The sequence below is a fragment of the Streptomyces sp. M2CJ-2 genome, from assembly GCF_016757295.1.
Taxonomy (GTDB): domain Bacteria; phylum Actinomycetota; class Actinomycetes; order Streptomycetales; family Streptomycetaceae; genus Streptomyces.
Map to the genome: position 1 here is coordinate 30205 of NZ_JAESIF010000036.1, position 23804 is coordinate 54008.

The 23804-nt window shown below is 72.6% G+C and carries 38 protein-coding genes and 1 tRNA gene; 6 read left to right on the forward strand and 33 right to left on the reverse strand.

Annotated features, from left to right (window positions below; translation table 11 throughout):
• Positions 1-16: 16 nt before the first annotated feature.
• The 7 genes from JL475_RS24370 to JL475_RS24400 form a co-directional block, all read right to left on the reverse strand.
• The gene (locus JL475_RS24370; RefSeq protein ID WP_202280059.1) at positions 17-154 is read right to left on the reverse strand and encodes a hypothetical protein; all 138 of its coding nucleotides are present in this window, start codon (positions 152-154) and stop codon (positions 17-19) included.
• The gene (locus JL475_RS24375) at positions 151-1629 is read right to left on the reverse strand and encodes a glycosyltransferase family 2 protein (RefSeq protein WP_202280060.1); all 1479 of its coding nucleotides are present in this window, start codon (positions 1627-1629) and stop codon (positions 151-153) included. Before JL475_RS24375 ends, JL475_RS24370 begins: the two co-directional genes overlap by 4 nt.
• Complete coding sequence (locus JL475_RS24380) at positions 1626-1796, reverse strand: peptidase (protein WP_202280061.1); 171 nt, start codon at positions 1794-1796, stop codon at positions 1626-1628. Before JL475_RS24380 ends, JL475_RS24375 begins: the two co-directional genes overlap by 4 nt.
• An 82-nt stretch (positions 1797-1878) precedes the next feature.
• Entirely contained in the window at positions 1879-2061 is a 183-nt protein-coding gene (locus JL475_RS24385; RefSeq protein ID WP_202280062.1) for a hypothetical protein, read from the reverse strand.
• A 5-nt stretch (positions 2062-2066) separates the two neighbouring features.
• Positions 2067-2237, reverse strand: coding sequence for a hypothetical protein (locus JL475_RS24390; RefSeq protein ID WP_202280063.1), 171 nt, complete (start codon positions 2235-2237; stop codon positions 2067-2069).
• Positions 2234-2785 carry a hypothetical protein gene (locus JL475_RS24395; RefSeq protein ID WP_202280064.1) on the reverse strand — a complete coding sequence of 184 codons (552 nt, stop codon included), beginning with the start codon at positions 2783-2785 and terminating at the stop codon, positions 2234-2236. The genes JL475_RS24390 and JL475_RS24395 overlap by 4 nt, the downstream gene beginning before the upstream one ends.
• On the reverse strand, positions 2785-3093 hold the full coding sequence (locus tag JL475_RS24400) for a hypothetical protein (RefSeq protein ID WP_202280065.1): 309 nt from the start codon (positions 3091-3093) through the stop codon (positions 2785-2787). The genes JL475_RS24395 and JL475_RS24400 overlap by 1 nt, the downstream gene beginning before the upstream one ends.
• Positions 3094-3257: 164 nt before the next feature.
• Between JL475_RS24400 and JL475_RS24405 the strand changes: the two genes are divergently transcribed.
• Positions 3258-3554, forward strand: coding sequence for a helix-turn-helix domain-containing protein (locus tag JL475_RS24405; protein WP_237408121.1), 297 nt, complete (start codon positions 3258-3260; stop codon positions 3552-3554).
• 249 nt (positions 3555-3803) lie between these two features.
• Here the strand turns inward: JL475_RS24405 and JL475_RS24410 are convergent, their stop codons facing one another.
• The 24 genes from JL475_RS24410 to JL475_RS41740 all read right to left on the reverse strand — a co-directional run bounded on the left by JL475_RS24410 (position 3804) and on the right by JL475_RS41740 (position 15317).
• On the reverse strand, positions 3804-4523 hold the full coding sequence (locus tag JL475_RS24410) for a hypothetical protein (RefSeq protein WP_202280067.1): 720 nt from the start codon (positions 4521-4523) through the stop codon (positions 3804-3806).
• Entirely contained in the window at positions 4520-4756 is a 237-nt protein-coding gene (locus JL475_RS24415; RefSeq protein ID WP_202280068.1) for a hypothetical protein, read from the reverse strand. The genes JL475_RS24410 and JL475_RS24415 overlap by 4 nt, the downstream gene beginning before the upstream one ends.
• Entirely contained in the window at positions 4753-4983 is a 231-nt protein-coding gene (locus JL475_RS24420) for a hypothetical protein (protein WP_202280069.1), read from the reverse strand. The genes JL475_RS24415 and JL475_RS24420 overlap by 4 nt, the downstream gene beginning before the upstream one ends.
• The gene (locus JL475_RS24425) at positions 4971-5396 is read right to left on the reverse strand and encodes a hypothetical protein (RefSeq protein WP_202280070.1); all 426 of its coding nucleotides are present in this window, start codon (positions 5394-5396) and stop codon (positions 4971-4973) included. Before JL475_RS24425 ends, JL475_RS24420 begins: the two co-directional genes overlap by 13 nt.
• On the reverse strand, positions 5393-5746 hold the full coding sequence (locus tag JL475_RS24430) for a hypothetical protein (protein WP_202280071.1): 354 nt from the start codon (positions 5744-5746) through the stop codon (positions 5393-5395). Before JL475_RS24430 ends, JL475_RS24425 begins: the two co-directional genes overlap by 4 nt.
• A 9-nt stretch (positions 5747-5755) precedes the next feature.
• Entirely contained in the window at positions 5756-6025 is a 270-nt protein-coding gene (locus tag JL475_RS24435) for a hypothetical protein (protein ID WP_202280072.1), read from the reverse strand.
• The gene (locus JL475_RS24440; protein ID WP_202280073.1) at positions 6025-6282 is read right to left on the reverse strand and encodes a hypothetical protein; all 258 of its coding nucleotides are present in this window, start codon (positions 6280-6282) and stop codon (positions 6025-6027) included. The genes JL475_RS24435 and JL475_RS24440 overlap by 1 nt, the downstream gene beginning before the upstream one ends.
• Entirely contained in the window at positions 6279-6491 is a 213-nt protein-coding gene (locus JL475_RS24445; RefSeq protein ID WP_202280074.1) for a hypothetical protein, read from the reverse strand. Before JL475_RS24445 ends, JL475_RS24440 begins: the two co-directional genes overlap by 4 nt.
• The gene (locus tag JL475_RS24450; protein ID WP_202280075.1) at positions 6488-7165 is read right to left on the reverse strand and encodes a histone-like nucleoid-structuring protein Lsr2; all 678 of its coding nucleotides are present in this window, start codon (positions 7163-7165) and stop codon (positions 6488-6490) included. Before JL475_RS24450 ends, JL475_RS24445 begins: the two co-directional genes overlap by 4 nt.
• Positions 7162-7746 (reverse strand): hypothetical protein, encoded by a 585-nt coding sequence (locus JL475_RS24455; RefSeq protein WP_202280076.1) that lies wholly within the window; start codon positions 7744-7746, stop codon positions 7162-7164. Before JL475_RS24455 ends, JL475_RS24450 begins: the two co-directional genes overlap by 4 nt.
• Entirely contained in the window at positions 7743-8060 is a 318-nt protein-coding gene (locus JL475_RS24460; protein WP_202280077.1) for a hypothetical protein, read from the reverse strand. Before JL475_RS24460 ends, JL475_RS24455 begins: the two co-directional genes overlap by 4 nt.
• Positions 8050-9702 carry a hypothetical protein gene (locus tag JL475_RS24465; protein ID WP_202280078.1) on the reverse strand — a complete coding sequence of 551 codons (1653 nt, stop codon included), beginning with the start codon at positions 9700-9702 and terminating at the stop codon, positions 8050-8052. Before JL475_RS24465 ends, JL475_RS24460 begins: the two co-directional genes overlap by 11 nt.
• 87 nt (positions 9703-9789) lie before the next feature.
• A complete protein-coding gene (locus JL475_RS24470) occupies positions 9790-10326 on the reverse strand; it encodes a hypothetical protein (protein WP_202280079.1) in 537 nt (178 codons plus the stop codon).
• A complete protein-coding gene (locus tag JL475_RS24475; RefSeq protein ID WP_237408123.1) occupies positions 10323-10565 on the reverse strand; it encodes a hypothetical protein in 243 nt (80 codons plus the stop codon). The genes JL475_RS24470 and JL475_RS24475 overlap by 4 nt, the downstream gene beginning before the upstream one ends.
• Positions 10562-11233 (reverse strand): hypothetical protein, encoded by a 672-nt coding sequence (locus JL475_RS24480; protein WP_237408125.1) that lies wholly within the window; start codon positions 11231-11233, stop codon positions 10562-10564. The genes JL475_RS24475 and JL475_RS24480 overlap by 4 nt, the downstream gene beginning before the upstream one ends.
• The gene (locus JL475_RS24485; RefSeq protein ID WP_202280080.1) at positions 11230-11760 is read right to left on the reverse strand and encodes a hypothetical protein; all 531 of its coding nucleotides are present in this window, start codon (positions 11758-11760) and stop codon (positions 11230-11232) included. The genes JL475_RS24480 and JL475_RS24485 overlap by 4 nt, the downstream gene beginning before the upstream one ends.
• Positions 11757-12080: a hypothetical protein gene (locus JL475_RS24490; RefSeq protein WP_202280081.1), complete on the reverse strand. Its 324-nt coding sequence runs from the start codon at positions 12078-12080 to the stop codon at positions 11757-11759. The genes JL475_RS24485 and JL475_RS24490 overlap by 4 nt, the downstream gene beginning before the upstream one ends.
• Positions 12080-12487 carry a hypothetical protein gene (locus tag JL475_RS24495; RefSeq protein WP_202280082.1) on the reverse strand — a complete coding sequence of 136 codons (408 nt, stop codon included), beginning with the start codon at positions 12485-12487 and terminating at the stop codon, positions 12080-12082. Before JL475_RS24495 ends, JL475_RS24490 begins: the two co-directional genes overlap by 1 nt.
• Positions 12487-13095 (reverse strand): hypothetical protein, encoded by a 609-nt coding sequence (locus JL475_RS24500; protein WP_202280083.1) that lies wholly within the window; start codon positions 13093-13095, stop codon positions 12487-12489. Before JL475_RS24500 ends, JL475_RS24495 begins: the two co-directional genes overlap by 1 nt.
• Complete coding sequence (locus JL475_RS24505; protein WP_202280084.1) at positions 13086-13400, reverse strand: hypothetical protein; 315 nt, start codon at positions 13398-13400, stop codon at positions 13086-13088. Before JL475_RS24505 ends, JL475_RS24500 begins: the two co-directional genes overlap by 10 nt.
• The gene (locus tag JL475_RS24510) at positions 13397-13972 is read right to left on the reverse strand and encodes a hypothetical protein (RefSeq protein WP_202280085.1); all 576 of its coding nucleotides are present in this window, start codon (positions 13970-13972) and stop codon (positions 13397-13399) included. Before JL475_RS24510 ends, JL475_RS24505 begins: the two co-directional genes overlap by 4 nt.
• Entirely contained in the window at positions 13969-14511 is a 543-nt protein-coding gene (locus JL475_RS24515; protein ID WP_202280086.1) for a hypothetical protein, read from the reverse strand. The genes JL475_RS24510 and JL475_RS24515 overlap by 4 nt, the downstream gene beginning before the upstream one ends.
• Before the next feature lie 115 nt (positions 14512-14626).
• The gene (locus JL475_RS24520; protein ID WP_307825143.1) at positions 14627-14950 is read right to left on the reverse strand and encodes a hypothetical protein; all 324 of its coding nucleotides are present in this window, start codon (positions 14948-14950) and stop codon (positions 14627-14629) included.
• Positions 14847-15317: a helix-turn-helix domain-containing protein gene (locus tag JL475_RS41740; protein ID WP_368860240.1), complete on the reverse strand. Its 471-nt coding sequence runs from the start codon at positions 15315-15317 to the stop codon at positions 14847-14849. The genes JL475_RS24520 and JL475_RS41740 overlap by 104 nt, the downstream gene beginning before the upstream one ends.
• A 161-nt stretch (positions 15318-15478) precedes the next feature.
• On the opposite strand from JL475_RS41740, the gene JL475_RS24530 reads away from it, so the two are divergent.
• On the forward strand, positions 15479-15853 hold the full coding sequence (locus JL475_RS24530) for a hypothetical protein (RefSeq protein ID WP_237408128.1): 375 nt from the start codon (positions 15479-15481) through the stop codon (positions 15851-15853).
• Positions 15854-16310: 457 nt separating this feature from the next.
• Here JL475_RS24530 and JL475_RS24535 read toward each other — a convergent pair whose 3' ends face one another.
• Entirely contained in the window at positions 16311-17285 is a 975-nt protein-coding gene (locus tag JL475_RS24535) for a tyrosine-type recombinase/integrase (protein ID WP_237408130.1), read from the reverse strand.
• Between the two features lie 113 nt (positions 17286-17398).
• Positions 17399-17471, reverse strand: a tRNA-Arg gene (locus JL475_RS24540).
• 321 nt (positions 17472-17792) lie between these two features.
• Between JL475_RS24540 and JL475_RS24545 the strand changes: the two genes are divergently transcribed.
• The 4 genes from JL475_RS24545 to JL475_RS24560 all read left to right on the forward strand — a co-directional run bounded on the left by JL475_RS24545 (position 17793) and on the right by JL475_RS24560 (position 23750).
• Positions 17793-19397, forward strand: coding sequence for a dynamin family protein (locus JL475_RS24545; RefSeq protein ID WP_202280088.1), 1605 nt, complete (start codon positions 17793-17795; stop codon positions 19395-19397).
• A 3-nt stretch (positions 19398-19400) separates the two neighbouring features.
• Entirely contained in the window at positions 19401-21308 is a 1908-nt protein-coding gene (locus JL475_RS24550; RefSeq protein WP_202280089.1) for a YfjP family GTPase, read from the forward strand.
• A gap of 200 nt (positions 21309-21508) precedes the next feature.
• Positions 21509-22036 carry a single-stranded DNA-binding protein gene (locus JL475_RS24555; protein ID WP_202280090.1) on the forward strand — a complete coding sequence of 176 codons (528 nt, stop codon included), beginning with the start codon at positions 21509-21511 and terminating at the stop codon, positions 22034-22036.
• 343 nt (positions 22037-22379) lie between these two features.
• Entirely contained in the window at positions 22380-23750 is a 1371-nt protein-coding gene (locus JL475_RS24560; RefSeq protein WP_307825144.1) for a Cys-Gln thioester bond-forming surface protein, read from the forward strand.
• Positions 23751-23804: the final 54 nt, after the last annotated feature.

The window sequence follows — 23804 nt, forward strand, 5'->3', positions numbered from 1 at the left end:
CGAGGGGGACCGGCGGTCAGCGGCGGCAGCGCCACGCGTACGCGGCGAGCACCGTGGTGACGAGGAACGGGCCGGGCTGCGCGGTGGCCAGGGCGGCCACGGCACAGACGGTGAAGCCCCAACGGGCCAGCGGAGTGCGGAAGACGCGGTTCATCGGACGGGCACCGCAATCTGCAAGGTGGTCTCGGTCTCGGGATCCAGCAGCTTCACCAGCGGGATCTGCAGGGTGTCGTCGTCAGACAGCACCACCCGGCTCCCGGCCGGGGCCTCGGCAGCGGCCAGGGACACCTCGGCGCCGTTCTGCCGCGTGCCCCAGCCGGTACGGGCGCAGGTCGCCGCGCCGTACCAGCGCATCACCCGCAGTACGGTCCAGGAGCCGATGACGGCGAGCGGCATCAGCAGCCAGGTCACCGCGCGGTGCCGCATGCGCTCGTCGGAGCGGATGACGCCGAGGTAGCGCAGGCCCTGCGCCCAGCCGATGAGGAACGGCACGACCAGGAACGAGGCGGGCGGGGTGCGGCCGTAGACGAAGGGCTCGACGGCCAGGAGCCAGCCGAGGACCGCGGCGGACAGGGCGACCTGGAACCAGCGCAGGAGGTGGGCCCAGTAGGCCCAGCCGGTCAGGGGCAGGTAGCGCATGCGCCAGATGGAGCGGATGGTGGAGCCGCGCATCCACCGCATGTACATGCGGCCGAAGTGGGAGGGCTTCTCGGGCAGGGCGGTGAACACCATGGCGGACGGCTGCTGGACGGTGCGGCCGCGCAGCAGCGCGTACAGGGTGAGGAGGCTGTCGTCGCTGAAGCGGACCGGCCGGCCGAGGAAGGTCTCGTTGAGGTAGGAGTCGAGGTTGTCCCGCACCACGCCGGCCCGGTACGCGGCGAGCGGCCCGCTGTTGACGAGGACGGCGCCCATCGCGGACAGGGCGGAGCGGTCGGTGAGCTGGCCGGTGGTGAACCACAGGTCGGTGACCCGGGTGAGGAGGTTGGCGCGGTGGTTGGTGGCCAGGACGATCCCGGCGACGGACTGCACCCGGGCCCGGGCGAACGGCAGGAGGATCTCCTCGATCGCGTTCGGGGCCAGGCACGAGTCGGAGTCGACGGTGATGAAGACGTCCGCGGTCGGGCTGGCGTGCACGCCGGCGGCCTGGGCGTGGCGCTTGCCCTGGTTGGGGGTGCGCTGCCACGTGGTGGCGATGCCGGCCTCGGCGGCGGCGCGCTCCCACCAGGCGCGGACCTGGGCGTAGTCGCCGCTGGTGGAGCCGTCGTCGACGACGTGGACGCTGTCGGGCTTGCGGGTCTGGGCGAGGAACGAGGCCAGGCCGAGGCGCAGGTAGCCGTCGTCCTCGTTGTAGACGGGCAGCAGCACGGCGACGTGCAGGGTGTCGAGCTGGCGGCGGGAGCGGGGTGAGACCCGGCGGGCCCGCTCGCAGTGGTACATGATCGTTTGGCTGAGCAGGATCAGGAACGTGATGGCCCAGACGGCGGCCAGGCGGGTGCCGGTCTCGTCGCCGTAGCTCGCGGCCTGGACGCCGTGGTGGGCGGCCCAGACGGCGGCGGCGACCAGGGTGATCGCGGCGGCGAGGACGGTGCCGGAGCGGTGGACGCGCGCGGCGAGCGGCGGGGTGGTCACTGCTGCCCCGCGTTCTTGCCGCGGCGGTAGCCGAAGCGGATCGCGAGGGCGCCGATGACGACGATGCCGGCGGCGATGGCGAGGAGCCACCAGCCGGTGACGACCGCGCCGCCGATCGCGAGGGCGCCGGCGGTTCCGGTACGGGCGAGGTGTGCGTTGTCGGACACGTGGGTTCCTGTTCTGCGGTTGGTGGTGGGTGGCCGCCCGCGCCGGGGAATGTCGGCGCGGGGCGGCCGGTGTGGTGTGGGGTCAGTGGGCCCGCTGCAGGGCGGACGACGGGACGGTGTGCACGGCGCCCTGGCGGAGCAGCACGCCGCAACCCTCGACCTGGACCTCGGCCTGGTGGCCGTCGTCGGCCAGGACACGGACCGGGACGATGGCCCCGTGGGCGCCGACCTCCGGCCGGGCGGCCCGCTCCTCGATGGCGTGCATGGGCATCAGTGGCCGCCCGTGGTGCGGGGGATGCCGTCCTGCGCGGCGGCGTAGACGGTGCCGTGCTGGGTGGCGGCCTGCCCGGTCTGGTCCCGGGCCGCGTAGTCCGCGGCGCAGGCCTCGACGGTGGCGGGCTCGGTGATGAGCGGGGGCAGCTGGGGCTTGGGCTCGCTCATGCCGGCGCCTCCGTCTTCCGCAGCTGGGCGGCGTACTCGCCGACGCTGCCGGCCACCGGCGGCAGCACGGCCCGCACGGCGGCCCGGACCGCGTTCTGCGTCGCGTACTGGCGGACCGTGGTGAGCACGGTGTCCAGCGCGCGGCCGATGACGATGTCGCGGAGTCCGTCGGTCATGCAGACCGGCGTCGTGTGCCCGGGGACCCAGCCGGGGCTGGTCTCGTACGGGCGGAGGTTGTCGGCGGCGAGGGTGAGGACGCGGGTGGTGAGGGCCTGCACGGGGGTGGGCGCTCCGGTCTCGCTCGCGCTCTGCCGCAGCTGGGCGGCGTACGCGCGGCGGACCAGCTCACCGTCGATCTCCGGCGCGCGCTCCCGCAGGGTGCTCAGCAGCGGCGGGTCCATGGTGGTCGCCTGCAGCAGGGCGTGCCGGCCGATGGTGGTGATCGGCTCGTCGGGCCGGACCCGCTCGAGCTTGTCGGCCATCTCGAGCAGCATCGTGTGCACCTGCCGGTTGGTCAGGGCCTGGCCGCGGCCGTAGCGGGCGGCCATCAGCCGAGCTCCTTGGCGGCGGCGCGCAGGCGCAGCGCGTACTCGCCGCGGGTGATCTGCGCCAGCGGCGGGAGCGCGCGGTAGGCGCGGGACATGCTGTCGCTGCAGACGACGTCGGGCAGGTTCCGCAGGATCGTGTCGGCGGCGATGTCGAGGGCGTGCTCGCTGGAGAGCCGGGTGAGGGGCTCGGTGGAGTCGAGCTCGAGCATGCGGGCGGTGACGATCAGGACCTGCGCGCCGTAGCTCGGCTCGGTGAGCAGCACGCGGAGTGCTACGTCGATGTCGGGGGGCTGGGTAAGGTCAGCCACGGACCTGCTCCTTCGATCGCTTCAGGGTGGGTCCGGCCCCCGCCCCGGAGCGCCAACTCAGCGGGCCGGGGGCCTTTGTGCGTCAGCAGCGGACTGCTTGCTCCTGACTGTAGGGGTCCCCTACAGTTCATTGCAAGCGGCCCACCGGAATGAAGGGCCCGGGAATGAGTGACGAGGAGGTGCGCCGAGTGTCGGACGCCCTGGACGCTGTCGATCGGATCCCCGATCGAGTGGAGCGGGTGCGCGCCCGTAGCCGGATCATGGCCGACCAGGTCAAGCGCAACCGGGAGTGGTCCAGGGAGCGCAGTGAGTTGATCCGCGAGCTGTGGAACGACGGCGCCGGCATGTCATACCGGGAGATCGCAGCTCACCTGGATATCAAGCTCAGCACCGTTCAGGACGTGTTCCGCGACTACAAGGGCTCAGGCACGACGCGACCGAAGAGGGAGAGCGAGACATGACCAGCCTGTACGCGGATCAAGATGCGGAGCGGGTCGCCCTGCCCTACGCGGACCGGCGACCGTAGCCCCGGGCATGAGGAAGCCCCCGTCTCGATCATGTTGAGACGGGGGCTTCCTCATGCCCGGGCCTGCGGCGTACGGTCGTGAGCGCACCGGGAGGGGGCACCATCCCAGTGGCGGCCCGCCGCACCCTGAGGGGGACGGCGGGCCGTGTGCTGTCCGTGGTGGCAAACGGGGTTCTCCTCAGGTTCAGACGCTGGCCTCGGCAAGGGTGGCGGCGGTGATGCGGGCGGCGAGGGCGAGCTCGTCACGGGTGAACATGGACTCGCAGGTGGTGCAGTCGACGTACAACTGGTGGTCGGTCTCGACGAGGGTGAGGCTGTCGCAGCGCGGGCACGGCTGTGGAACCGGCCGGCGCTGGGGGCGGAGCCGGGTGACGGCGCGGATGGTGCGTATCAGCTCGGCGAGTTCGTCGCGCAGGACTCCGGCCCACGGGCGGCGGGAGGCGTAGTCGAGCACCGCGGTGCAGGCGAGCCAGTCGGCGAGGGCCTGCGGAGTGAGGACGGCGGGCGGGTTCCAGCGGCGCTCATCGCAGACGAGGCGGGCCCAGTGGACGAGGACGCCGGCGATGGGCAGGGTGCCGTGCTGGTCGGCTGCGGCCTGGCCGTACGGGTCGCGGATGCCGTCGGACCAGGCGGCGGGGCCGAGCAAGTTGAGGACGTCGTCGCGGCCGGGCAGGGGCGCGGTGCGGTGGACGGTGCGGCCGCCGGCGGACGCGCCGGTGGTCTCCCGCTGGCGGGAGCCCTCGAGCACGATGATCTGCCGGGGGAGCTCGGCGGTCAGCCAGACCCCGATGACGTGCACGCACGGGCTGCAAATGGTCTGGCGGTTGTCGAGCTCGTGGTCGTGGAGGCCGCGGTGGCAAGTGGCCGCGCTGCAGGGCGGGCCGTGGTGGGGCGTGGTGGTCACCGGGGGTCTCCTTGCGGTGCTGGTGGTGCGGGGTGCTGCTGGGTGGGTGGCAGCCATTCGATGCGGCCGCCGCCGTAGCCGCGGACCAGGTCCTCGAGGGTGGGTGCCGAGGCGGTGAGGCCGTACTCCTCGTCCTCGATGGCGACGGCCCGGCCGTCCGGCTCCACCCAGCCGTCCAGCAGCTGGTGGGCGAGGTGGAGACGGAACCGCCGTACGGCCGGCGTCTCGGTCATGCCGGGCCCGGGCGGACAGGGCGGAGGTGGACCTCGCCGCGGTCGACTGTGTCGTCCAGGACGAGCGGCAGCTCGGGCCACCCGGCGCCCAGGGCTCGGGCCGTCGCCGGGGCAGCGGCCGGCTGCTGCCGGTACGGCTGGAGCAGCCGGTGCAGGACGGGCAGGGTGTCCGGGTGCGCGGCGAGCTCCTGCCCGGGCACGGCGCTGCGGATGATCAGACGTGCCATGGGGCAGCCCTCCGGCCGGGAGAGCGGCGGGAGCTTGCGCTGGCGGTTCGCTGCTCCCCTTCGGTCAAGGCCATCCAGTCGGCGGGCGGCGGGAGTTGCAGCAACGCGGTGCGGTTCTCGGTGGCCGCGCGGTCCGGGTCGTTGGGGTCGACGTACCTCCGGCCGTCCTCGTTGATCCGATACGTCTCGTAGCGGATGACCATGCCGAAGGCGCTGTTCTCGATGACCAACTCCGAGTGCACGGGCAGGTCGTCCGGGTTGATGCTGTTGGCGCGCAGCCACGCCTGCACGGCGCGCATGCCGTCCGGCGTTCGGTACACCCGCTGGTACAGGGCATGGCAGTCGATGACGAGGCGCTCGGGTGCGGCCGCTGTCTTCTGCGTGCTGCGCGCGGGGACGGGATGAGAGGTCATGGGGTGCCTCCGTGTTCTGCTTCGATCTGGGCGATGAACGTGGCGAGGCTGTGGTCACTGGTGCACTTGCGGTCGTGGGCCTGGCCGTGGGAGTGGCGGGCGAGGAGGCAACACGGGTTGAGCGGCGCAGGGTTCTCGCCGAGCTCGCGGCGTCTGGCCCACTCGCACTCGAGCTTGGTCCGCCGGATGCGCCGGTGTTCGCGGAGCGCGGCCTCGGTGAGGATGAGCATGCCGATGGCGAACCCGCAGGCCGGGGTGTACTGGCGGTGGAGGATGGCGCCGATCGTGGCGGCCGCGAGGAGGACGGCGCCGGCGGTGGCGGCGTGCTGGTAGCGGCGGGGACTGGACACGGGCGTCTCCTAGTCGTCGATGAAGATCACTGCGGCGACGCCGAGCCAGGTCATGACCGCGACTACGGCGCCGATGAGAGCGGAGAGTTGTCCGTCTGTGGTGAGGCCATAGGTGACGCCTCCGGAGAGGCCACCGAGAGCAAGGCCGAGGAGGAAGAGCGGCATAAGGGATCTCCCGCTGGTGTAGGTGGTTAGGGCGCGCCTTGCCCGGCCGAGGCCGTACAGGGCGGCGGAGATGAACGGGGCGCAGACGATGCCGAGGGCGAGGGCGTGGCCCATCAGGCGGCCTCCCGGTAGTCGTTCGGCTCTGCGGGCTCGCTGGCACGCCGGGTGCGGGTGCGGGCGAGGATGCGGGCACGGAGCCGACTGCGCCGCCAGGACGGGCCGGCGGTGGCCCGCCACAGGGCGCGTGTAGCCCACGCTCCGGCCGCGATGGTGGCGAAGATGACGATGGTGCCGACGGCTGCGAAGACAGCGATCCAGGCAGTGAGGGCCCAGCCGAGGGTCCACATGGTGTCCAGGGCTTCGGCGATCACTGATCGTTCTCCTGCGGGTAGATGGGGAGTTGCCCGTTGGCATCGGACACGGGCGTGTTGAGGGCGGTGCGGACGTTGCTCGGGCTGCGGCGGATCGCTGCGCGCTGGGCGGGGCTGAGCTTGCGCCAGCACCGGGAGCCGATCCGCCGCTTCTTCGCGGCGGCGGACCGGATCGGCTGGTGGCACAGTGCGCACTCGGTCTCGGTCATGAGCCAGCGCCCGTCTGTCCGGTGGCCTCACGCCAGGCGTCGACGACCTTCTTCGGGACCCGGCCGGCGGCCGGGCAGTCGACGCCGTTCTTCTCCGCCCAGGCGCGCACCTCGGTCGCGGAGTACTCGGGCGACTTCCGCTTCGTCTTCGGCTTGGCCGGTGCCAGCTCGGCCTCACGTGCCCGGAGTTCGGCGAGCCGCTTCTCCAGCTGCTCGGCTTCGGTGGTGATGGCGGTCAGCTCCTGGTCGGCGGCGTGCCGACGGCGCAGACCGGTCAGGACGGCACGCGCCCGGGCGGCCTGGTCTCGCACATTGGGGTCGGGGTGCTCGTCGCCCCACTTCAGGAGCTGGCCGATCGGGAGCGGCTGCGGCTCGCCGACCGGGCGAGCATTCGGCACCGGCAGGTCGGGAATGGAATCGAGCCGGGGTACGGACTGGGCCATGGGTTCGGGTCCTTCTTTGGGCGGGGTGATGGCGTTACGCCAGGCGGTCATGACGCGGCCTGGGATCGGGCCGTACGACGGGCAGTCGAGGCCGGCCTGCTGCGCCCAGGCGCGCACCGCGGCTGACTCGGGCGTGGGGTCGGGAAGGCTGAGGGCCCACTGGCGGGCGGCTTCGGGCCCGCCCTGGGTGTCGATCTCGTCGAGGAGGCGGTGCAGCGCGGCAACGGTCACGGGCCGCTCCTCGCGGGGGCGGTGCCGCGCATCACGGCGTCGGCCAGGTGGGCGCCGTCGATGCACGCGGCCTCGGTACAGACGGCGCGCACGTACCCGGTCGGCGAGTGGCCGTGGTGCCGTTCGAACGCCACGTGCCGGGCGTTCAGCCTCCGGCCCTCGGCGTACAGCTGGGGCATGCGGCCGGACATCGTCCCGGTCCACAGTGCGTGCCCGTCCGCAGTGGGCGTGGCGTAGAGGACGAACGCCTCCTCGACGGTGCGGCGCTGCCCGGCCACGAGGTCCCGCTCGGGTACAGGGATACGGTGCTCGCGCCGCAGCCAGGCGAGCTTGTTACGGGTCAACCGGGTGGCAGCACAGGCCTGTTCGACGGTGGCGCCGCTGGTGAGCATGTCGATGGCCTGCTGCTCCACAGCGTCGAGCTCGGAGCGGGAGCGCTTGGCACGCCCGGGCGGCAGGGGGATGCGCCGGTCGTCGCGGACGCGACGGACGGTCCCGTAGCTGACCCGTAGCTGCTGCTGGATCTCCAGGTAGGTGGTGCCAGCCTCGAGCAGGGCGGCGATCTGGTCGTCGCGGTTCACCGGTTCCACCGCCAGGTGCCGTAGCGGACGACGGCGCGCCGGCCGGGCCTGCTCGAGGACCGCGGCGGCCGCGGGCGGCGGTTGGTGCAGGTCGCGGCGTGGGGCATGGCCTGCCACTCGGCGTGCTCGAGCGTCGGCCGCTCGCCGCCAAGGACGCGGACCTTGAGGGTGCCGGTGCCGTCCCGGTGGGCGGCCAGGTTGCCGGTCTCATCGGGGTCGGCGTTGACGGCCTGCCTGCGGCCGTTCACGGTGATCGCCCACCGGATCCGGGCGAAGCAGTCGTCGCACGTCGCGACGTCGTGGTCACTGGGCATGGTGGGTCCTCCGGTCGCTACCGGTCTCGGTGGAGTCGGGCAGGGCGGCCAGGAGTGGCAGCACCCTGTAGTGGCCGTAGATGTGCAGCGCGATCTCCGGGCCGCGCTCGGCGATCGCCGCCCGGATCTCCTCGTCGCTCGCGGCATCGCGCTGCCGGAAGGTCTTCTTCGCGGGCAGGCCGGGTTGCTCCTGGCCGCCGGCGGCCGCGGCGCGTTCGGCGCGCAGCTGCTGCAGGCGGTCCTCGAGCTCGCGGGCTTCCCGCCACTGCGCCCGCTGCACCTGCCGCTGCTGCGCGCAGATCTCGCACGGCTCGCCCGTCGGCCACACATGGCCGTCCTCGCACGACGGGACACCGCACCCGCGGTGGACGATGCCGACCGACAGGAGCCACGCGCCGACGTCGCGGATGTCGGAGCGCATGGTGGTGCGGTAGCGGGCGCGGATGCGGGCGGCCATGCGGTCGGGGCTGATGCCGGTGTCGAGCTGGGCACCGATCTCGCGGGCGATGCGCCGCAGCACGAACCGGCGGACGTCGTTGAGTTCGTGGCGGACCGGGGCCAGCGCGGTGTGGATGCGGGCTGTCCAGCGCAGCTCCGGCCCGGTGTAGCCGCCGGGGCTGTCGCCTGTCGGGGTGGTGTTGGGCGCGGGGATGGGGCGGTTTCCGCGCGCAGCGCGAGACACGCTCGGCCCGAATGTGTCCGGCACCGTGGAGTTATCCACAGGGGCCGCGACCCACTTACGGTCACCTCGCCTACGGCGGGTAACCCCCACCCCCTTCGTCTCGTCCGGTCGGTCAATCAGGTGGTCTTCCTTAGACGCGAGGGATCCGTCACCAAGATCCGGACCCGATCCGTCATGAATGACCGGTGCCTCGTCCCCCCACAGCGCCAGCTGCACGGGGGCCTGGTCCTCGAGGGCTTCGGCGGCCGCCGGCGCCTGGCTGTCGGCCGGGGCCGGGGCCGGGACGGCGTGCAAGGGGTGGCGGTGGGTCTCGTAGGCGTGGCGGCCCTGCTGCCCTTCACGGCGGTGGACGGTCAGCCAGCCGGTGGTCTCGAGGTCGTCGACCAGGCGGCGGGCCTGCCGCTCCCCGAGGCACTCGCCGGCCTTCTTGCCGGTGTGGTGGTGCAGCATGTCGCCGAGCTCGGCCGCGGTCACGGGGATGCGGCGGGTGGTGGCGTAGACGAGGAGCGCGTACAGGCGCAGCAGCCTGGGTGTGAGGGCCTCGGCCGCACGGACCGGGATGCGCACCCACAGCTCGCCCTCGGTGAGGGGGCGGGTGACGCGGTGCGCGGACTCGCCCGTCCCGCCTGACGCGGTACGCCGGACGGTGGGGACCTCGGTCAGGCCGTCGATGGGGTCGGGGTTACGCAGACTCTTCAGCCCGCGCTCGACGGCGGACTTTGACATGCCGAGGTACTCGGCGAGTGTGGTGACGCGGGCGGTGCAGCCTTCCTCGCGGAGGGCCAGGGCTGCGATCTTGACGTAGACGCTCAGGGCCGCATCGGGGTACTGAGCGCCTACGACCAGGCGCAGGGGGACTTTGATGGTGAGTCCGCCGGCGCGCGGGTGCGCACCCGTGGCCGCGGGCTGCGGCTGGGTGTGCGGTGCAGCCGGGAGGGCTGCGAGCGCGGCGGCGGACATCAGGTTCCTTCGGGCAGGGGCGGGTCAGGCGGTGATGTGCTGGGCGGGCGCGGCGTGGTCAGCGCTCGCCCAGCAGTTGACGGGCGGTCAGACGCCGCGGTCGGACGGCTTGCGCTTCAGGTGCGCGCGGACCTTCTCGAGAGCCCAGGCGGGGATGGCCAGTTCGAAGGCGGTCCCACCGCTGCGCGGGCCCTCCGTGACGAGGCGGTCGTAGAGCCAGCCGCGGGTGCGCAGGACCTGCAGGGCAACGTCGACCTGTGCGGTGGTCAGGCCGGTCGCCATCGAGATGGCCTCGACGCTGGGCTGCAATTTCGGGCTGACCCGGCCGGTGGCGTGGACGGCACGCCACATCAGGTCGTGGCCGACGAGCCGGGCGTGCGGGTGCATGCCGCTGAAGCGGAGCCCGAACAGGTAGTGCTTACGGAAGTGCTCGTCGCTCTTCAGCTTGCCCGGGGCGATGGCGTCCGCGGCGCGGGGCCGCGACTCGGCAGTCTGCTCCGGGGCAGCCTTGGCGTGGGGCGCGGACGGGGCCGGCGCGGTACGGGCCGGGGGGCCGGGCTTGGGCGCGGGGCGGCGGGCGAGGTCGCCGGGGGTCGGGATGCGGGGCGTCACCGGTGTGGTCATGACGACGGTTCCTGTTCGTGCTGGGTGCCGGTGGGGTCGGCGGCCTCGGGGTCGGTGCCATGTGGGGGCTGGCGGTGGATGGGCCAGCCCGGGCCCGGCGGGGCCTCGGGCTTCCCGGCCTGCGTGGCTGGGGTGTGGCGGGCACACCACCAGCCGGACGGGTACAGCCGCGCATACGCCAGGGCGTGCGGCGGGGCCATGGCCGTGCACGCGCCCGGGCGTCGGCGGGAGCTGCTCATTCCTGCGCGGCCCATGCGTCGACGGCGGCCTGGACCTGCTCGTGCTCGAGCCACAGCGGGCCGACGGAGGTGGGCGCCGGGCCTCCGGCCAGCAGGGTCCGGGCGACGATGACGACGACGGCCGGGTCCACCCAGCTCGGCAGCGAGTCCAGGAACTCGGGCTCCCGCTTCAGCTCGCCGTGGGGTTTGCGGGGCGCCCACTGCCACTGTTCGGCGGGGTGTTCCCAGACGAGGGTGATGCCGTCCTCGTGCGCCTCGGTGTTGACGGCGGGGTGGTCGCCCTCCCACACGAGGACGGCGTCGAGCTGGGTGGTGCAGCCGGCGTCCGGCCCGGTGGTGTACCGGTTGGTCTCGGCGTCGGACGTCCACCACTGGCTGGGCTCCAGCCCCGCGGCGGTGAGCGCGCCGAGGACAGCGGTGATGTACGGGTCGTGCGGCAGGGCCTGCGGGGACATGGCGCTCCGTTCGGGGGCGGTGCGGGTGGGCAGGACGGTGAGGGCGTCCGCCCACGCCTCGTCCGCGGGGTTGGCGTGGTCGGTGATGGGGCGGGGCCAGGCGTGGCCGTAGGCGTCCTCGTGGCGGGCGGCGATCGCGCGGGCGGCATCGGGTCCGCACCACATCTCGCCCCGCTCGATCTGGCCGAGGACACGGGTGGTGTCGGGGCTCATCGGGCCGGTACCTCCGTGGTGGTGTGGCGCTCCCACAGCCCGACCAGGCCATCGACGGGCTTATCCGGGGTGACGAAGCCGAGGCGGCGGCCGCACTGGCAGGACCCGATGAGCTCGCAGTCCCCGTACTCGACGACCAGGGCGTGACCGCCCGCGCGGGTCTCGCGGAACTCGAGGTCCGGCGGGTCGGTGTGCGGCTCGCGGAACGCCCGGGCCACCAGGTCGGCGGCGGCCGCCGTGTTGTAGCCGGCGCCCTGCAGGACGGCGAGGATCTCGGCGCGAGCAGTGGACCCGCCCGCCCGGGGCTGGTGGCCCCGGCGGGTGTCCTTCTCCTCGCGCCGCTCCGCCTCGAGGAGGGCGGTGTCGATGGCCTCGGCGATCTGCGGCACCGTCGCCGTCCACTCCTTGTCCGTGCCGGCCGGGCCGATCCCCTGCACCAGGTGCTCCCGCAACTCGTGCGCGAGGACCGGGCGCTGCAGACGCGGGCGGCGCAGGACGGCGGCGATGGTGGCGGTACGGGCGGTCACTGCCCGGCCCCCTGGTCTCCGGTCTGGGCCGGGACGATGGTGGCGAGGTCAGCGCGGGCGCGGCCGATGGCGGCGCAGCGACCGGGGCAGTACCAGCGAGCGGGCTCGGCGGAGTCGGGCACGCGGACGCGGAGCATGGCGGCGTTCGGCTGGGGCCGGTCGGCGGTGACACCGCAGCCGTCGACCACGCAGGCCTCGATCACGGGCATGTCGGCGGCCGGGCGGCCCTTGCCGACCAGGCCCTTGTTCCATGCATGCTGGGCACGCTGCTGGCCCTCGCTGACCTCGGGCAGACGAGGGCGCTGAGAACGGGAGCGCATCAGCTACCACCACCGGCATCGGTCTGCCGTGCCTGCCACGCGGCGGCCTCGTCCTCGGACAGGCTCCGCGTGCCGGTGACAACCAGCTGCACCTCGTTGATGCTCGTCGTGAACTCGGCGTGCTCGAACGGATAGGCACTGGCGGTGATACGGGCCTCGACTTCGCCACCCAGGGCCTCGGCCCAGGCGCGTACGCCGGCAATGCTGCCCGCGCCGATCTCCACCCTGGCGGTCGTCGAGGCTTCCTGGTCGTTGTAGCCGGAGACGTAGACGGACGGGTAGATCCGGCGGACGGGCAGGTGCGCGTGCTCGCCCAGGACGCGGCGCAGTACCTGGCCCAGTCGGAACGCGCCCGACTCCAGGGCCTGGACCGCCTCGAGCGGGCTGTGCTCGGTCGTCTCGGTCATCAGACGGCCACCACCATGGAGCGCGGGAGGGAGCCGACGGTGCCGACCACCCACTCGGCCGCTTCCTCAACCGAGTCGAGGGCGTTGGAGGCGTGGCGCCAACACAGGGCGCTGATCTGGTGCGCGCCGTCGGGGTCGGGTGCGGCGCCGGCGATCCAGCGGCGGGTGCCGGTGGCGTCGCGGTAGGCGGTGACGATCCCGTACAGCAGGTCGCGGGTGAGGGCCGCGGCCTGCAGGGTGACGAGGTACTCGTGCGGCTCGCCGCCGGGGATGGCGGGGCGGCCGGGCCACAGCCACACACCGCCGGACTGGGTGGGGGCCTGGCCCCAGCCGGTCAGCTCGGTGCGGGTGTGGACCTCGGTGAGCTGCTCGCCGCTGATGATGCGGACAGTGCCGCAGTCCCGGCACAGCAGCCGCAGCTGCACCCGCCCGAAGCTGTCGGCGTGGCCGCAGCCCTGGTTGAGGCAGGCATGCTCGACGGCGTTGGCCGGCCGAGGCCGGACGCCCTCGGCGCGGCGCAGCTCGGCCACGTCCCAGACGGGGGCCGCGCAGTCGGCGGTGTGGGTGAGCGGATCCCACCCGAAGTAGATCTCGGTGATCAGGTCCATGAGGCAGGCCTCCTGCTGTGGCGTGCGAGGTACGGCTGCACGCGGGAGGGAGAGGTGGAAGCGGTGGCCGGTCCGGCGGCGTGCCTGCCGGCGGACGGCGGGTAGATCGGCCAGGGCGGCGCCGCCGGGGCCGGGCGCTTGGGCCTGGCCTCCGGCGCGGCGGAGGACCGCGGGGCGGGGCTGGGGCCGGTGGCGTCGGCGGCGACCTTGGCCAGGACGGCGATGACCGCCCAGGCGCAGACGCCGATCCCGCCGGCGCGCAGCCAGTCCGCGACGCTCGCGGCGGTGCTCGCCGCGGTGCTCATCGGCCGGCCTCGGCGAGCAGGCCCATGAGGCGGGCCGCTCCCTGGTCGGTGAGGAGCGCCGGGACGCCGTCGCCGCAGAGCTGGACGGCGACGCCGTCCTTCTCGCCGACGGCGTGAGCCGCGTTGCCCTGCGTGGTGACCGCTTCGGCGGCGATGTTCAGGGTGTCGAGCCACCAGCGCCAGGAGTGCAGGGACTGCGGTTGTACGGTCAGCCCCAGAAAGGTCGCGGTGGGGATCTCGGTGGCGACCACGTCCGGCTGCCGCATGCGGAACTCGTTGGCGAGTAACACGGCCGGGGACTCGAGGTCGACGTCCACACTGACCCGTGTGATGCAGCCGGCGTACCGGGTCGTCGCGATGCCGGCCTGCTCGTCGACCTCCTGGCCGACCACGGCGTAGCGGACGGGTGCCGTCTCGGCGTGGGTGTCGGCCTGCTCGGCGAGGAGCGCCGTGACGGCGGGGGTGAGCTCGAGGGCCAGGCGCTCGACGTGGGCCGCGGTCAGCGGCAGGTCCAGCATCTGCGCGGCCAGCTCGAGGCGCGTGTGCAGCTGGTGCTGCAGGAGCCCGCTCACTGGGCGCCGCCCTGCTCGTCCACCGCCGCGGCCGGGGTGACAGCCATGGCGGCGAGCGGGAGGACGGCGGGCACGGCGGTGGACGACGGGGACGTGCCGACCGTGGGGGTCGGCTGCGTCGCGGTCACGTCGGGGGCGGCCGACGCCTGAGCGGGGACGCTCTCGGCCGCGGGCGGAGTGAGGAGCCGCTGCGCTTCGTCAGCCTCGGGCCGGGACAGCAGGGTCCAGGCCCACACGGCGACGCCGTCGACGCGGGTCCGGGTCTCGGCGTAGACGCCGACGCTGGTCTCGCTGGGGGTGAGCGTCCAGGTGGTGTTGGCCCAGGCGGCGAAGGCGGCGAGGGCGGCCGCGTCGTGGCTCCAGAAAATTTGAATGCCGTACTCGCCGTGGAACTCGCGCTTGAGGTCTATGTCGCGGGGCTGGGTGGTCAGCTGGGCGATGATCCGGCCGGCCAGCGCGTGCGCCTGCTGGAGAGACGGGCCCTGGGTCTCGTGCTCGCTGGTCGCGGGCACTGCGGGCTGGTGGGTAGCGTGGGTCACGCGAACCCCATTTCAGGTAGTTGAGGTGAGGGGACATCTCGAGCGGGGCCGTTACGGACGGGCAGGTCCGGGCGGCCCCGCTTGCGTGGTCACAAGAGCGGGTGAGCGCTGTGGGTCAGGCGGCGGTGCCCACGCCGGCCTGGGCCAGCTCGGCCTGCACGCGGCGGGCCTTGTCCTGCTGCGCCTGCTCCCGCTTGATGCGGCGGGCCTGCGCGGACTTCAGCGCCAGGCCCTGGTAGTGGGCCTTCTTCAGGGACTCGGCGACCTTGGCGATCTCCTCGTCGGTCGCGTCGGGGTGCTTCTCCCGCGCCATGTCGAGGAACCGCGTGTGGTGGCTAGCGCGGCGGGCGGCGGCGGTGCGCGCCGACCGGTCCGCCGTGTTCGCCCAGCTCGTGTGAGCCGCGAGCTTCATGCGCATCGATCGCTCGTTCGTGTTCACGTCCATCTCCTTCCTTTCGAGGGCTGCCCACGCCCGCGGGCGTGGGCAGTGGAGTGTAGAAAAGAGCGTCGCGTCGCACGTCGAGAACCGCGCATATGCGCTCGGCAACCTGCGGAGTGACCGAAGGTCGCTCACCGCTCAGCAGTGCGTGGATCTTGCTCTTCGAAACGCCGACGGCGCCGGCGAGACTCCGGATGTCGAGGGAGTTGCCGCCCGGTGCCCAGGTCATCAGCCCGCGCAGTAGGTCACTGTCGGTCAGCTGAAGCCGGGCACGGGTCATGGCGCTCCTCCGTTTTGCTGCCCACGATCGTGGACAACCCCAGTAGAGCACATCGTACGAGCGGTGTCCACGGTCGTGGGCAGGCATGGGTTAGGTCAAGAATCGGACGCTTCTCCTCCCGCCCTCCCGTCGCCGCCCGCGATCGTGGACAATGTCCGTCAGGCAAAGAAGGTTGCACGTTCTGACCTGCAACTTCACACGCATATCCGAATGTGGGTGTGGACTACAGCACCGGGAGAGGCGGAGGGATGCCGCAGCAGCGAGACGCGCTGACGGAACTCGTGAAGGCACATGTGGGGCGTGGGCGCCGCATGTCCACGAGAGAGTTCGCCGTCGCGGCTGTGGACCCTCAATCCGGATGGGCGCCGAGTAAGAGCCTCGTTGCAAAGATCATCGCGGGGCAGGGGTACGACGTCACCCCGCACCTCGTGTCCGCCGTCGCCGCCGGCCTCGGCCTCGACCGCGAGATCGTTGCAGCAGCCGCACACCTCCAGGTGATCGGATACACCGACGCCGAGCTCTCCGGTGGGGCACCGGCGCAACTGATCCGCGTCATCGGTGCCGAGGAGGCGCCGGCCGACAAGGCGCTCGAGATCGCTGAACGCTGGCAGCATGAAGCCTAGATGTCACTCGAACGGGTGACATCTAACTGACGGCGTGTTTAGCCTGAGCGTTCTTGGTCATGCGCTAACCCGCTGTTGCTAGTGATACGCCCTGTGTTTGTGGCTCTTTGCGCCATATGGTGATCAGGCCTCGCGCGTATCAAACGCACGTTCTGTTTCCGCTGCCCGGAATTGGCGTGCGGGAATAGGGGATCAGGTGACAGTAGTGAGACTCGAGCGGGCCGAGCTCGACTGCGGTGTTCCCATGCTGTACCGCGATCTAGGGGCCGTCGTTCGGCTCGCTCATGATCCCCAGCAGATAGAGGAGGCCGCGGCCCTCGCGCTCCTGTGCACGCGGTTGCCGCGGCTCGTGGGGAACATGAATGTACGGCGAGTCTGATAACCGCCACCAGCCGCCGCACAGCTGAGCCCCGGACACCGGTGCGCCGACACGTACCGGAGCCGGGGCGAAGTGTGTTCAGCCGAGCCGGTCAGCCGGCGACAGCCGGGCATGAGCCGACCGCGCCCGCTCGGCGCCGGCCGACGCCGCATACCGCGACAGCATCTGACGCGATCTCCATCCGGTGATCCTCATCAAATCGTCTTCGTTGCCCCCGTTCACCTTCCACAGGTGCGCGAAGGTGTGCCGGAACTGGTGCGGGTGCAACTCGTCGATGCCGGCCTCGGCACACCGCCGCTTGAGCATCTGCCCGACACCCCAGACGGTGAGCCGGTGCCCCCGCTGCCCGCGGTCACCCCACCACAGCCACATGTCCTCCTCGAGTGGCTTCCCCTTGTGCTTCGCTGCGGCCCGCAGATACCGGTCGAGGACAGCCGCGCACGTCCGCCCGAACGGCACGCTGCGCCACTTGTCGCCCTTGCCGAGGACGCGCAGCACCATCATGTCGAGGTCGAGGTCGCCGACCCGGCGTTCGGTCAACTCGCTCAGTCGCACCCCGGTGTCGAGGAACAGCATCAAGATCGCGGTGTCGCGCCGGTCCGCGTACGTCCTCCCCTTGCATGCTTTGAAGAGCTTCGCTAGGTCTTCGTCGGGGATGACGGGCACTTCCTTCTCCGGGACGGCCGGAGGCTTCATCGTCCGCATGGGGGAGCGGTCGAGTTCCTCCTCGTCGATCAGCCAGTTGAAGAACGTCTTCAACGCGCGGAAGTGCTGGTGCGCGTTCGCCGGCGACGTCCTCGTGATGGTGGCGGCGATGTACGCCTCGACGTGCTCGCGGTGTATCTCGTCGAGGTCGGTCGGCGCCTGGCGGCCGGTGGTGCCGTCGTCGTCGACGGCGGGGCGGTAGCCGCTCTCTTCGTTCAGCAGAAACCTGCCGAATGAATTGACGGCATTTCCATAAATTCGGATGGTGTTGTCGCTCTTGTTCTGCGACTTGAGGGCGCGCAGCCATGAGGCAGCCATCGGCCCGATGTTGTAGCGCTCATCTGCCATCGCCACACCATGACGCCCACGATCGTGGACGGTCAAGGCGCTTGGTCCGGTAGCGATGTGCATCGCGCCAGAATGAAAGAAGACCAGCGTTTCCGCTGGTCGTTGGGTGTTTGCGCCCCCGGCAGGACTCGAACCTGCGGCCAAGCGCTTAGAAGGCGCCTGCTCTATCCACTGAGCTACGGGGGCCCGGGTGTGGTGGCCACTGTCGTGGTGCCCGGGTGTGGCCGGTTCCTGACGTTGCCGGGGACAAGGATAGGGCTCCCGCGCCCCTGCCCCTGTCGCTTCGCCTCCGTGGCTCGATGTGGAGGTCCGGTGAAGCGGTCCCGATAATCGCAGGCGGGTACGAATCGTGCACCGCTTTCGGCCCCTCGCGCATCGGGTGTTGTGCACTCGTTATGCCTCGACCGCACCCGCGCCCCAGTCGTCCCTTCTGCCCCTTGTGTCCGATCGGCGCGCAGACATGCTCATATGCTTCAGAATTCCCCTGAAATTGGGCATTCTTCGCATGTGGTGACCTTGGACGTACGGCCTCAGCTGCTCGACGCACTCTCCGCCCTGCGCGACCGTGTCGCCGCCGCACGCTTCCCGCTGCCCCTGGCGGGGGCCGCACGCGCGCGTGCCAACCGCGACGAACTGCTCGCGCAGCTCGACGACTACCTGGTGCCCCGCCTGAGAGAGCCCAAAGCGCCGTTGCTGGCCGTCGTCGGGGGATCCACCGGGGCCGGAAAGTCCACCCTGGTGAACTCTCTCGTGGGGCGGCGGGTCAGCGAGGCGGGGGTGCTGCGGCCGACGACACGCACACCGGTGCTTGTCTGCCACCCGGAGGACCACCACTGGTTCAGCGGGATGCGGGTGCTGCCCGACCTCACCCGCGTGTGGGTGCCCCAGCAGGAGACCGAGGAGCACCTGCTCCCCGGCGAGAACCCCGCGCGCGTGCTGCGCATCGAGACCGCGGACAGCCTCCCGCCCGGCCTCGCCCTGCTCGACGCCCCCGACATCGACTCCCTCGTCTCCGACAACCGCGTCCTCGCCGCCGAACTCATCTGCGCGGCGGACATCTGGGTCATGGTCACCACCGCCGCCCGCTACGCCGACGCCGTCCCCTGGCACATGCTGCGCGCCGCCAAGGAGTACGACGTCAGCCTCGTGACCGTCCTGGACCGGGTGCCCCACCAGGTCGTGGCCGAGGTGTCGCGGCAGTACGGCGCCCTGCTCACCAAGGCCGGACTCGGCCACGTACCGCGCTTCACCGTGCCGGAGCTGCCCGAGTCGGCCTGGGGCGGCGGGCTGCTGCCGGCCTCCGCCGTGGCGGCGCTGCGGACCTGGCTCATCCACCAGACGCAGGACCCCGTCGCCCGCGAACACGTCATGGCGCGGACCGCCCAGGGCATCCTCGACTCCCTCAACTCCCGCATGCCGGAACTCGCCGGTGCCGCCGCCGCGCAGCACGCCGCCGCGCTGCGGCTCACCTCCGCCGTCGACGGGGCGTACGACAGCGAGCACTCGCGGCTGCGCGGCCGGCTGCAGGCCGGGGCCGTGCTCGCCGGCGACGCGCTCAAGCGGTGGCGCGCCTTCCCGCTCGACTGCACTCCCGTCGAACTCCTCGACACCCTCGTGGAGAGCCTGGGCGCCCTGCTGCTGTGCGCCGTCACCGCCGCCGACGAGCGGGTCGACACCGCCTGGCGGCGCGAACCGGCCGCGAACGCCCCGGAGTTCACCGACCGCGCCGGGGCGGTGGAGGGGGTCGAGCACCGGATCGGGCTGGCCGTACGGCGATGGCGGCGCGAACTGGAGGAGTACGCCGAGGAAGAGGTGCGCGAACTCGACCGTGCCGCGGCGCCGGACCCCGAGACGGTCGCCGCCCTGGCCGCCACCGCGTTGCTGAGCGGGCGCCGGGAGTGGACCGCGGGGGAGAAGCTCGCCGAACGGATCGGCGCGCACGGGGCGTTGCGGCTGCGCGACCGGGGCGGGCGACTGCTTCTCCAGCACGTGAACCGGATCATGCACACCGAACGCGAGCGTCGGCTCGCGCCGCTCGACGTGCTCGAGGTGCATCCCGAGCCCCAGGCCGAACTCATCGCCGCGTTGTCCGTACTGCAGAAGGAGAGGTGAGCGGTGACCGCCGTCACTGACCAGGACCACACCGGGCACCCTGAGCGTTCCGACCGCCCGGACGCAGGGGCCGGGTCCCCCGAGGCCCAGGACGCGAAGGACGAGCACGGGGTCGAAGGGGACGACAAGCGCGAGGACGACGGGTACGGGGAGGGCGGTGACGGGGAGCCCTCGGAGGGGCCGGCCGCGCAGGTTCCCTGGGACGACGGGCTGATCGCGCGGCGGGGGACCGGGATCGCTGGGACCGAGAGCGCCGGGAGAGAGCGGTCCACCGTGCTGGAGGCCCGGAAGCCCGCGCCGCAGACCGTGACCCCCCTGGTGTACGACCCGCCGCTGCTCTCGCGGCTGGACGCGTTGCACGAGCTGGTGGGGCTGTCCCGGGCCCGGCTCGACGGCCGGACGCTGGCCGGGGCGAGCCGGGTGCTCGACGAGGCCGCCGCGCGGCGCCGGCTCTCCGGGCAGCACACCGTGGTCGCCATCGCGGGCGCGACGGGCAGTGGCAAGTCGCAGCTGTTCAACACGCTGGCCGGGGTCGCCATCTCGGAGACCGGCGTACGGCGGCCGACCACCGCAGCGCCCATCGCGTGCAGTTGGAGCGACGGCGCCGCGAGCCTCATCGAACGGCTCGGCATCCCGCCCCGGTTGCGCCGCCGCCCGCTGCAGGCGATGGCGGACGCGGACGACCGGCTGCGCGGACTGGTCCTCGTCGATCTGCCGGACCACGACTCGGCGGCCGTGCAGCACCGCGAACAGGTGGACCGGGTCCTGGCCATGGTCGACGCGGTCATCTGGGTCGTCGACCCCGAGAAGTACGCCGACGCGATGCTGCACGAGCGCTACCTGCGGCCCATGTCCGCCCACGCGGAGGTCATGTTCGTCGTCCTCAACCAGATCGACCGGCTCCCCGGGGAGGCCGCCGAGCAGGTCCTGGACGATCTGCGGCGACTGCTCGACGAGGACGGCATCGCCCTGGGCGAGTACGGAGAACCCGGCACGACGGTGCTCGCGCTGTCCGCGCTCACCGGCGACGGGGTCGACGAGCTGCGTGAGGCGCTCGGCCGGTTCGTGGCCGAACGCGGCGCCGCGGGCCGCCGTATCGGCGCGGACGTCGACGTCGCCGCCGCCCGGTTGTGGCCCGTCTACGCCAACCGCCGGTGGGCCGGGCTGAGCGAGGAGGCGCGGGAGGAGTTCTCGGACCGGCTCGCGGACGCCGTGGGCGCCGGAGCGGCGGGCGAGGCGGCCGAACGCGCGTGGCTGCGCAACGCCAACCGTGCGTGCGGCACCCCGTGGCTGCGGCTGTGGCGCTGGTGCCAGGACCAGGGAGGGCCGCCCACCGGGAAGCTCCCGCAGCGGGCGCAGCCCGACCAGGAGGTCACGGCCCGGCAGCGGGTGGAGCAGGCGGTGCGCACGGTGTCCGACCGTGCCTCGGAGGGCCTGCCCGCGCCCTGGGCGCAGGCGGTGCGCGAGGCCGCCGTACGGGGCTCCCAGGGGCTGCCCGAGACGCTGGACGCCCTCGCCGTGCGCGCGGGCCTGCCCCCGGGGCGGCCGCCGCGGCCCGGTTGGTGGCCGGTGGCCGTGCTCGCCCAGGCGTCCATGACGATCCTCCAGTTCGTCGGCGGACTGTGGCTGCTGGGCCAGATCATCGGATTCATGTCGCCGAACCTGGGGGTGCCGGTGCTGCTGATGGTGATCGGCATCATCGGCGGGCCGCTCATCGAGTGGAGCTGCCGGATGGCCGCCCGCGGTCCGGCTCGGCGGCACGGGCAGGAGGCGGAGAGACGGTTGCGGGAGGCGGCCGCGGGGTGCGGACGGGCCCGCGTCCTGGACCCGGTGGCGGCGGAGCTGCTGCGGTACCGGGAGGTACGGGAGCAGTACGGACGGGTGGTGGAGGTGGGTGCCGGGGTGAACTGAGGAGCCGGCACCGGCACCGGCGACGGCGTCGGCGCCGCGACTCGTTCGGGTGGCGGAGTTCTCCACAGTGCGGTGGTGGTCCACAGGCTTCAACGGGCCCGGCCCGGAGGAGGCAGTCTGACTCGCATCCGTACGGGGCGGGCCCGTACGCGTATCCGCCCGGCGCCGGTGCCGGCGTCCGGACGGGGGAGGCAGGCACGATGAACGAGACGACGATCTGCGCGGTGGGCAACGTGGCGACGCGGCCGGTGTACCGGGAGACGACGTCCGGACCGGTGGCGAGGTTCCGGCTGGCGGTCACCTCGCGGTACTGGAACCGGGAGAAGGGCACGTGGGCGGACGGCCACACCAACTTCTTCACGGTGTGGGCCAACCGGCAGCTCGCCACCAACACCATGGCCTCGCTGTCGGTGGGCGAACCCGTGCTGGTGCGGGGGCGGCTGAAGGTGCGCACGGAGACCCGCGAGGGGCAGCAGGGCCGGACCTCGGCGGACATCGAGGCGGTGGCGATCGGCCACGACCTGGCCCGGGGCACGTCGGCGTTCCGGCGCTCGGGCCGGCCGGAGCAGCAGACCTCCCCGGACCGGCCGGAGCCCGCCTGGGAGACGGGAGCGGGCGGCGCGGCCGCCTCCGGCGAGGGAGCCGAGGCGGTCGAAGCAGCGGGTGCGAGCGGCGGGTCCGGGACCGTCGTCACCCAACGAGCTCCGGAACCGGCCATGGTGACGTGATGTCACCGGTCGGGCCCCGGAGACGCGGCTGACCGAAGTGCGGCTTATCGGCGATTGGATGGGGAACGGTCCCGGGCGCATTTGTCGACAAGCCCTGTTCGCGTCCGCGTCGGCGATAACGATTGCGAGTCGGATCATGCCTCCGAGCTGATCATCGACAGGCGTGCTCCGAAGCGTACTTAGGATGCCGGGCATGGCTCCCGGGGCGCTCGGGGCCGGTGATTCTGCTGGTGGGGCCCGTCCCCCCACGTCTGACGGGTCCCGCTCGGAGGGGAAATCGGTGTTTGCTGCGTTGTCTGCGTGCTCTGTGTTCTCTACGTGCTCCGCGCCCCGGCGTGCGACGGTGACCCGTCTCGCCGCCGGGACGCTGGTGTCCGGACTCGTCGCCGCCGGTGTGCTGGCCGGCGCCGGGACGGCTGCCGCCACCACCGGCACGGCGCGCGGTGAGGGCGGGGCGGCCGCGACGGTGGAGGGCCTGAAGACGTACGGCGAGGCCGTGATCCACGGTGCCGCCGGGGACCAGCGGGTGTCGGCGGGACTGTTCGAGATGTCCGTCGAGGGCGGCGGCATGCTGCAGACGTACTGCGTCGACGTCCACACCCCCACGCAGACGGACGCGAAGTACCACGAGACCGCGTGGAACGGGACCTCGCTGGGCGCCAACGAGGACGCCGGCCGGATCCGCTGGATCCTGCGCAACTCCTACCCCCAGGTGAACGACCTCGCGGCACTCGCCGACCGGGCGGGGGTCCGGGGCCAGCTCACCGAGCAGGACGCGGCGGCCGGTACGCAGGTGGCGATCTGGCGCTACTCCGACGACGTGGACGTGGAGGCCGTGGACCCCCAGGCGGAGCAGCTCGCGGACTACCTGGAGAAGAGTGCCCGGAACCAGCCGGAGCCGAGGGCGTCGTTGACCCTGGAGCCGCCGGCCGTCTCCGGCCGTCCGGGTGAGCTGCTCGGCCCGGTGACGGTGCGCACGGACGCGGACAGCGTGACGGTGTCACCGCCGGCGGACGCCGCCACGAGCGGGGTGCGGATCGTCGACCGGGCCGGCGAGCCCGTCACCACGGCGGAGGACGGCGGCAAGGTGTTCTTCGAGATACCCGAGGACGCGCCGGCGGACACGGTCGAGCTGACCGTGCAGGCCTCGACCACCGTGCCGGTCGGCCGGGCCTTCGCCTCCGACAGCCGCAGCCAGACCCAGATCCTGGCCGGCTCCAGCACCTCGACGGTCTCCGCGACGGCGAGCGCGACCTGGGCGGAGCAGGGCGCGATACCGGCCGTGTCCGCCCGGACGAACTGCGCCGAGGGCGGCGTCGACGTCACCGCCGTCAACCAGGACGACGAGCCCTTCACCTTCGAGCTCGCGGAGCGCGAGTACACCGTCGAGCCGGGCGAGTCCCGCACGGTGACGGTTCCGCTCGCCGAGGACCGGGCGTACGACTTCACGGTCCGGGGCTCGGACGGCTTCGAGAAGCGGTTCACCGGCATGCTCGACTGCCGGACCCGGGCCGCCGAGACCGGCGTGGACGTCCACACCCTCAGCGGGCCCACCCCCACCCCCCTCGGCGGCACGGCTGCCGACGTCAACCTCGCCGAGACCGGCGCCTCCGGCCTCACCCCCTGGATCGTCGGCACCGCCATCACCCTGGTCGTCCTCGGCGGCGCGGCCCTGGTCGTCACCCGCCGGCGCGAGACGGCCGGGGAGAACTGAGACGACGCGGGCGGTGCTCGCGCATGCGCGCCCTCCCGGGCCTTCTGGGGCCGG

Excerpts from the sequence above, each read along its gene's own strand:
- JL475_RS24425 (WP_202280070.1), bottom strand. The coding sequence starts at position 5,396 with ATGACCTCTCATCCCGTCCCCGCGCGCAGCACGCAGAAGACAGCGGCC.
- JL475_RS24370 (WP_202280059.1), bottom strand. The coding sequence starts at position 154 with ATGAACCGCGTCTTCCGCACTCCGCTGGCCCGTTGGGGCTTCACCGTC.
- JL475_RS24465 (WP_202280078.1), bottom strand. The coding sequence starts at position 9,702 with ATGTCCGCCGCCGCGCTCGCAGCCCTCCCGGCTGCACCGCACACCCAG.
- JL475_RS41740 (WP_368860240.1), bottom strand. The coding sequence starts at position 15,317 with ATGCCTGCCCACGACCGTGGACACCGCTCGTACGATGTGCTCTACTGG.
- JL475_RS24475 (WP_237408123.1), bottom strand. The coding sequence starts at position 10,565 with ATGAGCAGCTCCCGCCGACGCCCGGGCGCGTGCACGGCCATGGCCCCG.
- JL475_RS24395 (WP_202280064.1), bottom strand. The coding sequence starts at position 2,785 with ATGGCCGCCCGCTACGGCCGCGGCCAGGCCCTGACCAACCGGCAGGTG.
- JL475_RS24405 (WP_237408121.1), top strand. The coding sequence starts at position 3,258 with ATGAGTGACGAGGAGGTGCGCCGAGTGTCGGACGCCCTGGACGCTGTC.
- JL475_RS24435 (WP_202280072.1), bottom strand. The coding sequence starts at position 6,025 with ATGGGCCACGCCCTCGCCCTCGGCATCGTCTGCGCCCCGTTCATCTCC.
- JL475_RS24495 (WP_202280082.1), bottom strand. The coding sequence starts at position 12,487 with ATGACCGAGACGACCGAGCACAGCCCGCTCGAGGCGGTCCAGGCCCTG.
- JL475_RS24470 (WP_202280079.1), bottom strand. The coding sequence starts at position 10,326 with ATGACCACACCGGTGACGCCCCGCATCCCGACCCCCGGCGACCTCGCC.
- JL475_RS24490 (WP_202280081.1), bottom strand. The coding sequence starts at position 12,080 with ATGCGCTCCCGTTCTCAGCGCCCTCGTCTGCCCGAGGTCAGCGAGGGC.
- JL475_RS24480 (WP_237408125.1), bottom strand. The coding sequence starts at position 11,233 with ATGAGCCCCGACACCACCCGTGTCCTCGGCCAGATCGAGCGGGGCGAG.
- JL475_RS24460 (WP_202280077.1), bottom strand. The coding sequence starts at position 8,060 with ATGCCCAGTGACCACGACGTCGCGACGTGCGACGACTGCTTCGCCCGG.
- JL475_RS24385 (WP_202280062.1), bottom strand. The coding sequence starts at position 2,061 with ATGCACGCCATCGAGGAGCGGGCCGCCCGGCCGGAGGTCGGCGCCCAC.
- JL475_RS24445 (WP_202280074.1), bottom strand. The coding sequence starts at position 6,491 with ATGACCGAGACCGAGTGCGCACTGTGCCACCAGCCGATCCGGTCCGCC.
- JL475_RS24420 (WP_202280069.1), bottom strand. The coding sequence starts at position 4,983 with ATGGCACGTCTGATCATCCGCAGCGCCGTGCCCGGGCAGGAGCTCGCC.
- JL475_RS24530 (WP_237408128.1), top strand. The coding sequence starts at position 15,479 with ATGCCGCAGCAGCGAGACGCGCTGACGGAACTCGTGAAGGCACATGTG.
- JL475_RS24555 (WP_202280090.1), top strand. The coding sequence starts at position 21,509 with ATGAACGAGACGACGATCTGCGCGGTGGGCAACGTGGCGACGCGGCCG.
- JL475_RS24500 (WP_202280083.1), bottom strand. The coding sequence starts at position 13,095 with ATGGACCTGATCACCGAGATCTACTTCGGGTGGGATCCGCTCACCCAC.
- JL475_RS24535 (WP_237408130.1), bottom strand. The coding sequence starts at position 17,285 with ATGGCAGATGAGCGCTACAACATCGGGCCGATGGCTGCCTCATGGCTG.
- JL475_RS24415 (WP_202280068.1), bottom strand. The coding sequence starts at position 4,756 with ATGACCGAGACGCCGGCCGTACGGCGGTTCCGTCTCCACCTCGCCCAC.
- JL475_RS24505 (WP_202280084.1), bottom strand. The coding sequence starts at position 13,400 with ATGAGCACCGCGGCGAGCACCGCCGCGAGCGTCGCGGACTGGCTGCGC.
- JL475_RS24390 (WP_202280063.1), bottom strand. The coding sequence starts at position 2,237 with ATGAGCGAGCCCAAGCCCCAGCTGCCCCCGCTCATCACCGAGCCCGCC.